The sequence below is a fragment of the Arsukibacterium sp. genome, assembly GCF_033722355.1.
In the GTDB taxonomy this organism is placed as follows: Bacteria; Pseudomonadota; Gammaproteobacteria; order Enterobacterales; family Alteromonadaceae; genus Alishewanella.
In genome coordinates this window covers 1-9,057 of sequence record NZ_JAWVZF010000113.1, presented here as the reverse complement: position 1 = coordinate 9,057, position 9,057 = coordinate 1, and the positions used below count along the sequence as shown (strand labels likewise).

General features: G+C 50.6%; 7 protein-coding genes. 4 read left to right on the top strand and 3 right to left on the bottom strand.

Annotation, left to right across the window (positions count from 1 at the left end):
- Positions 1-22: 22 nt before the first annotated feature.
- Both mfd and R3177_RS10555 read right to left on the bottom strand, forming a co-directional pair.
- Positions 23-3,502, bottom strand: a complete 3,480-nt coding sequence (gene mfd / locus R3177_RS10560) for a transcription-repair coupling factor (RefSeq protein ID WP_318970997.1) — start codon at positions 3,500-3,502, stop codon at positions 23-25.
- Between the two features lie 64 nt (positions 3,503-3,566).
- Positions 3,567-4,157, bottom strand: coding sequence for a PilZ domain-containing protein (locus tag R3177_RS10555; RefSeq protein WP_318970996.1), 591 nt, complete (start codon positions 4,155-4,157; stop codon positions 3,567-3,569).
- A 110-nt stretch (positions 4,158-4,267) separates the two neighbouring features.
- On the opposite strand from R3177_RS10555, the gene R3177_RS10550 reads away from it, so the two are divergent.
- From R3177_RS10550 to R3177_RS10540, 3 genes are read left to right on the top strand one after another with little or no spacing between them, the layout of a single operon-like run.
- The gene (locus R3177_RS10550) at positions 4,268-5,467 is read left to right on the top strand and encodes a lipoprotein-releasing ABC transporter permease subunit (RefSeq protein ID WP_318970995.1); all 1,200 of its coding nucleotides are present in this window, start codon (positions 4,268-4,270) and stop codon (positions 5,465-5,467) included.
- A complete protein-coding gene (lolD, locus tag R3177_RS10545; RefSeq protein ID WP_318970994.1) occupies positions 5,460-6,143 on the top strand; it encodes a lipoprotein-releasing ABC transporter ATP-binding protein LolD in 684 nt (227 codons plus the stop codon). Before R3177_RS10550 ends, lolD begins: the two co-directional genes overlap by 8 nt.
- Positions 6,136-7,374 (top strand): lipoprotein-releasing ABC transporter permease subunit, encoded by a 1,239-nt coding sequence (locus tag R3177_RS10540; protein ID WP_318970993.1) that lies wholly within the window; start codon positions 6,136-6,138, stop codon positions 7,372-7,374. The genes lolD and R3177_RS10540 overlap by 8 nt, the downstream gene beginning before the upstream one ends.
- A 23-nt stretch (positions 7,375-7,397) precedes the next feature.
- On the opposite strand, the gene R3177_RS10535 is transcribed toward R3177_RS10540, so the two are convergent.
- A complete protein-coding gene (locus R3177_RS10535) occupies positions 7,398-7,919 on the bottom strand; it encodes a DUF2062 domain-containing protein (RefSeq protein ID WP_318970992.1) in 522 nt (173 codons plus the stop codon).
- Between the two features lie 62 nt (positions 7,920-7,981).
- On the opposite strand from R3177_RS10535, the gene R3177_RS10530 reads away from it, so the two are divergent.
- Positions 7,982-9,057, top strand: a 1,076-nt coding sequence (locus R3177_RS10530) for a ComEC/Rec2 family competence protein (protein ID WP_318970991.1), incomplete at its 3' end; no start/stop codon positions are given.

Here is a 9,057-nt window from a genome sequence, read left to right as displayed (position 1 = left end):
GAGATAGTGTCAGTAACAGGTTTCATGATTTCTCCAGCTGATGTTGGCTGAAGTCAGCCAGCATATTGGCAACCAGTGTCAGCCGGTCTTTGGCATCGGCACTGGCAATGGCAAAGCGTAGTTTCTGGCCACCTTCAAGTTTAAAAATCCGGCTTTGCTGTTGGATAAGACTGATTATGTAAGCGGGAGCAACCCGGGTTTTCTCAGCAAATTCAATAACACCACCTTTGGCATTAGCTTCAATCCGCCTGATACCAAGCGTTTGTGCCTGTTGTTTGAACTCGGTCAGTTTCACCAGGTTTTTTGCCGCATCCGGTAGCAGCCCAAAACGGTCAATTAATTCGACCTGAACATCGTCCAGCTCGCTTTCATCTTTAGCACTGGCCAGTTTTTTATAAAATGACAGGCGTAAGTTTACATCAGGGATATAGCTGTCAGGAAGCAGCGCCGGGATTTTTAAATCAATCTCGCTTTGCTGACTGAGCATCATGTCAAGACTGGGTTGGCGCCCCTGTTTCAGCGCGGTAACCGCGTCTTCCAGCATATCCATGTATAACGTAAAACCAATGGTTTCAATTTGGCCGCTTTGTTCATCACCCAGCAACTCACCGGCACCACGAATTTCCAGATCGTGGGTGGCAAGCGCAAAACCAGCACCTAAATCCTCAAGCGATGAAATAGCTTCGAGTCGCTTTTCCGCATCTTTACTCAGCCGCTTTGGTGGTGGCGTCAGCAAGTAGGCGTAAGCCTGATGGTGCGAGCGGCCAACCCGGCCCCGTAACTGATGCAACTGAGCCAGGCCAAAATTATCAGCCCGGTTAATGATAATGGTGTTGGCAGTGGGGACATCAATACCGGTTTCAATAATGGTAGAGCAAAGCAGTAAATTAAAACGCTGGTGGTAAAAATCAGCCATTATCCGTTCCAGGTCACGTTCACGCAGCTGGCCATGGGCAATAGCGATATTGGCTTCGGGTACCAGTTCGGCCAGATCAGCGGCCATTTTTTCAATCGTGGCCACGTCATTGTGTAAAAAATAAACCTGGCCGCCGCGCAGTATTTCCCGCATAACGGCTTCGCGCAGCAGGCCAGCCTCAAACTCCCTGACAAAGGTTTTCACCGCCAGGCGTTTTGCCGGCGGGGTGGCAATAATCGACAAGTCGCGCATGCCCGACATTGACATGTTGAGCGTTCGCGGAATGGGGGTGGCGGTCAGGGTCAGTATATCGATATTAGCCCGCAGTGCTTTAATTTTTTCTTTCTGACGCACCCCGAAACGATGTTCTTCGTCGACAATCAATAAGCCCAGATCATGCAGTTTAATGTCATCCTGCAACAGTTTATGGGTACCTATCAGAATATCCACTTTGCCAGTGGCAACATCTTCCAGAATAACTTTTTGTTGTTTGGGACTGACAAAGCGCGACAGCACTTCAACCCGCACCGGCCAGTTAGCGAAACGGTCTTTAAAATTATCAAAATGTTGCTGTGCCAGCAATGTTGTCGGGACCAGAATAGCCACCTGCTTGCCATCGTTAACGGCAATAAAGGCTGCCCGCATTGCCACTTCAGTTTTGCCAAAACCAACATCCCCGCAAACCAGCCGGTCCATCGGTTGTGGGGCCTGCATATCATTTAATACTGCCGTGATCGCATCCTGCTGATCGGCGGTTTCTTCAAACGGAAAACTGTCAGCAAACGCGGCATATTGTTCCTGGTCAATTTTATAAGCATAACCCTGGTGGGCAGCACGCTGGGCATAGACATCCAGTAATTCTGCCGCAACATCGCGGATTTTTTCTGCCGCCTTGCGCCGGGCTTTTTCCCAGGTATCGTTACCCAGTTTGTGCAGGGGCGCATGTTCCTGATCACTCCCTGAATAACGGCTGAGCAAGTGCAGCGAAGACACCGGGACATACAGTTTGCTGCTGCCGGCGTATTCAATGGTAACGAATTCAGCGCTGATCCCGGCCGCATCCAGTACCTGCAGCCCCTGATAGCGGCCAACCCCATGTTGCAAATGGACCACCGGCTGGCCTTCACTGAGTTCTGCCAGATTGCGGATTATCGTATCGGAGGAAACCTGCTGACTTTTTTTCCGGCGCCTTCGCTGACTGATCTTCTGCCCAAACAGCTCGTTTTCGCTAATCAGTGCCAGCGGCGGTGTGGTGCTGATTAGCGCCCCTTGCTCCAGCGCCCCGACCAGCATCACTAAATCTGAGTCACTTTTTGAAAAATCTGCCAACGAGCTTATTTCGGGCGCCCGTATGCCGGCTTTGCTAAACAGCTGATGCAGGCTCTCCCGGCGACCTTCGCTTTCGACAAAGAAGATCGCCCGGCCGTTTTGCTGTTTTAATGACAATAAAAAATCACTGAGCAGGTTCAGCGGTTGTTTTAACTGATGCTGAATATTCAGCTCTGGCAGCATTGAAACCGGTGCATTTTCCTGGCCGGCCTTAGCGGGCAGGGTAGCGCGACTTAGCTTAATCCGGCTGAATTTATTCAGTTCACTGAATAACTCATCCGTTTGCAGATATAACTCCTGCGGTGGTAAAATCGGTCGCAGGGTATCAATAGCCCGGTCATGGTAACGGCGTTTTAATTCATGCCAGAACTGGTTGGCACTGTGCTCAATATCGCCAAAGCTTAAAGCAATACACTCCGGTGGCAGAAAACTAAATAAACTGGCAGTTTGTTCAGCAAACAGCGGCAAATAATATTCAATGCCGGCCGGCAGAATGCCCTGACTGACCTGCTGATATATTGACTCTTTCTCATTGCGGGCAGCAAAACGCTCCCGGTAGCGCAGCCTGAACCGTTCAATGGCCGCTTTATCGGTTGGAAATTCATGAGCGGGTAATAATTCAATGGCGTCAACCTGAGTCAGGCTACGCTGATTATCAGGGTCAAAAGTACGGATGCCGTCGACTTCGTCATCAAAAAAATCGATCCGAAAAGGCAGGCTGCAGCCCATAGGATACAAATCGAGCAATGAACCGCGGGCTGAAAATTCACCATGTTCCATCACCTGCTCAACAGCACGGTAGCCGACAGCGCTAAGCTGCAATTTAAGCGCCGTTAAATTGACTTGCTGGCCCTGTTTAATCAGAAAACTGGCTTGTTCCAGATAATTACGCTGACTTATTTTTAGCAGGAGGGTGCTTACCGGCACGATAACCAGACCCTGAGTCAGTCGGGGAAGCTGGTAAAGGGTTTTCAGGCGTTGAGAGATAATGTCCTGATGGGGTGAAAAAACATCGTAGGGTAAGGTCTCCCAGTCAGGCAACGTTAATACCGGGCAGTTACTTTCTGCCAGAAATACCGCCAGTTCCTGCTCCAGCCGCAGCGCACTTGGTGTGTCCGGCACAACTAACATATAGACGGCGGGTTCAGCCTGTACCAGTTGGGCTATGGCAAACGGCAGTGCGGCCCCATGCAGCTGGCCCCAACCTATCTGATCCTGCTGGCATTTAATCCGGGGTAAAAACCTAATAAAACTCATTAAAACCTGAAACCCTATCAAAATACTTATAAGATAAACGTAGCGATAAAGCTAGAACAATGACTTATTCCGGTAACTGACGTTGTGCCGCTTTTTGTTTCAGCTGCCGTGACTGCTGATGCAGACTGGCCCGGACAATAAGCTCGCGATCTTGATCTCTAATCCGGCGAAATACAACCTTTATTTGCCAACCTGCCGCGGTCTGTTCAGCACTGATAACCTGACCTATACAATAAACGGCCCCTTCGTTTTCAGCCAGAAACAGTTTTATCTCCACTAAGCTGAGCAATGGCAAAGCTTGCTGACTTTGCAGACATAAGCCTGCACCGCCATAGCTTAACGTTAGCTGACGATGCTCCGCGCTGTCTTGCTGCTGCAGCACATAATGCAGTAATAAATCAATTTTACGGGCCTGCTGTTGCAGATAATTTGCCAGTTCTTCGGCCAGTTCGCCGATCCGGTTTAATGAGCGCAGTGCCGACATATTCAGGCTGCCCATCTCACCGGCCAGTAAAAATGGCTGTGGAATACTGGCAATAAAAGCCTGCTGTGACGGCAGTTCACCGTGGTACATTTTGCAGTTGACAATAATGTCGTGCTCAACACTGAAGTAATCGTTATAAGTGTCGGTTAATGACTGTAATAATGGGTCCATAGCAGGCCTCAATGAAGGTTGCTTGTCATTATGGCTAATAATCACTATTATCAGCAGCGTTTTTTGCAGCTAATTTACCATCTAACCGAGGCAAAGTCCTGAATATTAACATGCAATTACCCGTTAGCATTTTGCTTGGGCTACGCTATAGCCAAAGCCGGAAGGGCAATGCCTTTATTTCGTTTATCACCTTTTTCTCGGTAGCCGGTATTCTGCTGGGCGTGATGGCATTAACGCTGGTCAGTTCAGTGATGAATGGCTTTGAAGCTGAACTGAAAAAACGGATCCTTGGCGTCATTCCGCATGTGGTGGTGCAACCGCAAAGCCCCGGAACTTCCTGGCAAGCAGAACTTACTGCCAGTGACGGCGTGCAGGATATCAGCCCTTTTTTACAATCTGAAGCACTGGTCCAGGCACCGCGTCAGCTCAATGCTGTGATGTTGCAAGGGATAAATGCTGATCATATACCGCAATTTTTACAACAGGCACTGGTCGTCGGTAGCTGGCAGGATTTTGCCACAAGCCGGTATGGGGTAGTGCTGGGCCGTGGCCTGGCAGAACAGCTTGAAGTCAGCCGTGGTCAGCAATTACGGTTTATGCTGGCCCAGGGCGGCAGTTACACGCCGGTTGGCTGGTTACCGCGGCAACGCTTATTTGAAGTCGTGGGAATAGTGGATACGGGTTCTGAGGTCGACAATCTGCTGGCGGTTACCCGATTGGATGATCTTGCCCGGCTGCTGCCCGCTGCACAACGCGAACCGGCGTGGCGGCTCAGCCTGGCAGAGCCTTTCAGGGCCCCGTTGTTAGCAGAGCGTCTGAGTCTGAGTAACAGCTTTAGTGCAGTCACCGACTGGCGGCAAAGTCAGGGCAAGTTATTTGCTGCTGTGGCAATGGAAAAAGCCATGATGTGGCTGATGTTGTTACTGATAGTGGCTGTTGCCGCGTTTAATATTGTGTCGGCGCTGGTGATGATGGTAACGGAAAAACAAGCAGAAGTGGCCATTTTAAAAACACTGGGTATGGCTGATAGTCAGTTATTTGCTGTATTTGCTTTTCAGGGCGTGGTCAATGGTATTTTTGGTGCTGTGCTTGGCGTAGTGGCAGGTTTATTAGTGTGCTGGCAGCTAAACGAAGTACTAAGTGTTTTTGGTTTACAGTTGGCCAGCGGTATCGCTCTGCCGGTGGCAGTTAATCCATGGCAGATTATCACTATTTTTGGCTGTGCAGTGGGGCTTACTCTGCTGGCAGTGCTGTATCCGGCCTGGCGGGCAGTTAAAATTAATCCGGCGGAAATTTTACGCGATGAATAAAGTATTAGAAGCAAGCCAAATATGTAAAACATACCGCGATGGCGCAGCAGAAACCCGGGTATTACATAATGTTAGTCTGAGCGTAGCGCCGGGTGAAATGGTGGCTATTGTTGGCAGCTCTGGCTCAGGTAAAAGCACCTTGCTGCATATTTTAGGTGCACTGGATGTCGCTGACAGTGGTACCGTGGCCATCGCCGGTCAGCCGCTGGCAGGTTTAAGCTCGGCAAAAAAAGCCTTACTTCGCAATCAGCAACTGGGGTTTATTTATCAGTTTCATCACTTACTGATGGATTTCACTGCACTTGAAAATGTGGCGATGCCACTGTTTATCCGCGGTGAAAAACGCTCAGAAGCACTGGCCAGTGCTGCCGCGTTGCTTGCGCGGGTAGGGCTGGAGCATCGTGGCCATCACAAACCGGCTGAGCTTAGTGGCGGCGAGCGGCAGCGGGTAGCCATCGCCCGGGCGCTTGTTACCCGGCCAGCACTGGTGCTGGCCGATGAGCCAACCGGCAACCTCGATCAACACACGGCCGAGTCCATTTATAAACTGCTACGCGAACTAAATTCCAGCATGGCGACCAGTTTTGTGGTGGTAACTCACGACACCGAACTGGCTGGCCGGCTTGATTCGCAATACCTGATGCGTGAAGGTCAGCTAGAGGTGATGCATGGCTAGTCTCGCCTGGCAACTGGCAAAACGCTATCGCTCTACCCGGCATACCAGTGGTTTTATCCGGTTTATTTCCGCCTCTTCCACCAGCGGCATTGCGCTAGGCGTGGCTATTCTGATTTTGGCGCTGTCGGTGATGAATGGCTTTGAACAGGCATTAAAAGATCGGCTGCTGGCTGTGATCCCACATGTTGAATTAGAAGCGGTAGACTACAGTCTGACAAACTGGCCAGCCAAGGTTCAGACTTTGGCTGAGATTGATGGTGTCCGTGCCGTGGCGCCTTATATCAAAGCTAATGGCATGTTGCGCCACAGTGGTGCGGTAAAAGCCGCTCAGGTACGTGGGATTGATCTTAAGTACGAACGGCAAATCAGCGCAATATCAGACTTTGTCAGCCAGGGCAGTCTGACGGGCCTGAACGAACAGCAAATTGTGCTCGGACAGGGCATTGCCAAAGCACTGGCCATTGAGCCGGGTCAGAACTTACAACTGATGTTACCCCGGTTTGCCGCTGACGGCAGTCTGGCCAGTCATCGCACCGTTAATTTAACCGTCAGCGCTGTTGTCTCGTTAGGGGGGCAGCTCGACTACAGTCAGGTATGGGTAAATATCTCTGCGTTAGCACAGTGGTTAGGGGTGGCAGAGGGGGAAGTGCATGGTCTCGCGTTCCGCATTGAGGATATTTTTGCAGCGCCGCAAATGGCGCGCCAGCTCGGTCGGATGATTGATGAGCATGTTTATCTGGGCGACTGGTACCGGGCCCAGGGGCATGTTTACAACGATATTCAGATGGTACGGGCAATCCTATATCTGGTTCTGACCTTAGTTATTGCGGTGGCATGTTTTAATATTGTCGCAACACTGGTCATGGCGGTGCGGGAGAAAGAAGCCGATATTGCGATTTTACTGACAATGGGTATGGCGCCGGTTCAGCTGATTAAAACTTTTGTGCTGCTTGGCTGGCTTAATGGTTTGATTGGTTCGTTGCTGGGGGTGGGCCTTGGGGTACTGCTGGCCAGCACTATTGAGCAACTGTTTGCCTGGTTGACCCGTATTCTGGGCAGTTCTCTGCTTGACCCCAGTATTTATTTTATTGACTTTGTGCCCTCTTTGCTGCGCTGGCAGGATGTCAGCCTGACTTTTACGGTTGCTGTTTTGTTAAGTTTGCTGGCAACCCTGTATCCGGCCTGGCGGGCCAGTAAAGTAGAACCTGCCTCAGTTCTTGGCCAGCACTGATAACTCCTGCGCAAACCAGGGGGTTATTTTTTTTTGTGCCGCAGTATTTTTGCCAGCTGGGCTTTTTTAACTGACAGTCGCCAGAGCCAGTCAATCAGGAAGTAACCACTGATACTGGCCGTGATTGCCATTAATAATGACCCCAGCAGAAAAGGTTTGCCAATAGTATGCAAACTTTGGCGCAACCATTCGAGACTGGCTTCAAAAGCAAAAGGCTCCAGCGGCTGCGCCAGTACGACAGTACCAATCAGATAGCTCAGATAAAACATTATTGGCATGGTCAGCGGATTTGATGTCCACACCAATGCCAGGGTAAGCGGTAAATTCACCCGCAATGGGATCGCTGTGGCAGCCGCTGCCACCATCTGAAAAGGCATCGGGATCCAGGCCCAGAACAAACCGACAGCAAAAGCCCCGCGCGCCGAACGCCGGTTTAAATGCCAAAGGTTACCATCATGTAGCAAACTTCCAAATAAATTTATAAGTTTTTGTTGCTTGATTTTTTCGGCTGATGGTAGATATTTCTTAAATAGTTTTTTGGGCATTCTAACCTGTATAGAAAGAGGCCATGCTAGGATTCTGCATCGGAGTTATTACAGCCAGCCTATTGTCGTTATTTTTGCCGATAGTGCCACCTTTTTTCAGTATTTTTTTTGTTATGCTGTTTTTACTGGTGTTTGTCCGCCGCTGGCCTTACCTGCTGGTGTTGCTGGGGGCTGCCAGCTATCTGGCTAGCTTAAGCTGGCACTATCAGCAATATCAGGCGGCGCAGCAGGCAATACTTACCTCGGCTGGCAAACCTGTACGTGTCATGATTGACACAACGCCGACATCTTATCCGGATTACACCAAGCTTAGTGCAACAATACTCAGCGGGCCAGCCAGGGGGTTTAGGTTGTCATTGCGTTGGCAGCAACCACCCAGACTGGCAGCCGGGCAGCACTGGCTGCTCAGGTTGCAGCCAAAGCCCCTGCACGGTCTGGCCAACCCGGGTGGTATCAACCGGGAAGCATCCGGTTATATCAACAGCCTGATTGCCTCAGCGCAGGTAGCGCCGGGTCCGCATATTTTATTTAAGCAAACAACGTCATGGCGTCAGCGGGCTGTGAGCCGGGTAGAGCAGGCTATTTCACCTTATCGTACCGCACCATTACTCAAAGCTCTGGCAGTTGGCGAGCGGGAGTTTTCCGATACGCTCTGGCAGGGCGCGCAGCATGCCGGCTTGGGGCATCTGCTGGCAATTTCAGGTTTACATATAGGGCTGGTTTTTGGCTGGGTCCTTTGGCTCGGTAACTGGACCAAAGGCTTGCTGCCAATCAGGCGCCAGCAACTGCTGGTATTACTCTGTGGGCTGGTCTTCGCCCTGGTATATGCCTGGCTGGCAAACTTTGCCATACCAACGCTGCGCGCCAGTATTGCACTGCTTATTCTGGTTATCTGCCGAAGTCAACTGACGCAAATTCCACTTAGCAGGTTCTGGTTATTGTTGGTCGCACTGTTGCTGCTGGTGCAGCCATTTTGGGTGTTAAGTGCCAGCTTCTGGCTGTCAGTGCTGGCTGTGGCCACTATTTTTGTGGTGTTGTGGCGTTATCCGCTCAACGCTTATCACTGGCGGGCCAAGCTCAGATGGCTGTTGCTGTTTCATTTGTTAATGAGTCTGATCATGACGTTGCTCGGCATTAT

What these genes read in the sequence shown, in the direction of transcription:
- mfd (WP_318970997.1), bottom strand. Translation starts at nt 3,502, where the DNA reads ATGAGTTTTATTAGGTTTTTACCCCGGATTAAATGCCAGCAGGATCAG.
- R3177_RS10555 (WP_318970996.1), bottom strand. Translation starts at nt 4,157, where the DNA reads ATGGACCCATTATTACAGTCATTAACCGACACTTATAACGATTACTTC.
- R3177_RS10550 (WP_318970995.1), top strand. Translation starts at nt 4,268, where the DNA reads ATGCAATTACCCGTTAGCATTTTGCTTGGGCTACGCTATAGCCAAAGC.
- lolD (WP_318970994.1), top strand. Translation starts at nt 5,460, where the DNA reads ATGAATAAAGTATTAGAAGCAAGCCAAATATGTAAAACATACCGCGAT.
- R3177_RS10540 (WP_318970993.1), top strand. Translation starts at nt 6,136, where the DNA reads ATGGCTAGTCTCGCCTGGCAACTGGCAAAACGCTATCGCTCTACCCGG.
- R3177_RS10535 (WP_318970992.1), bottom strand. Translation starts at nt 7,919, where the DNA reads ATGCCCAAAAAACTATTTAAGAAATATCTACCATCAGCCGAAAAAATC.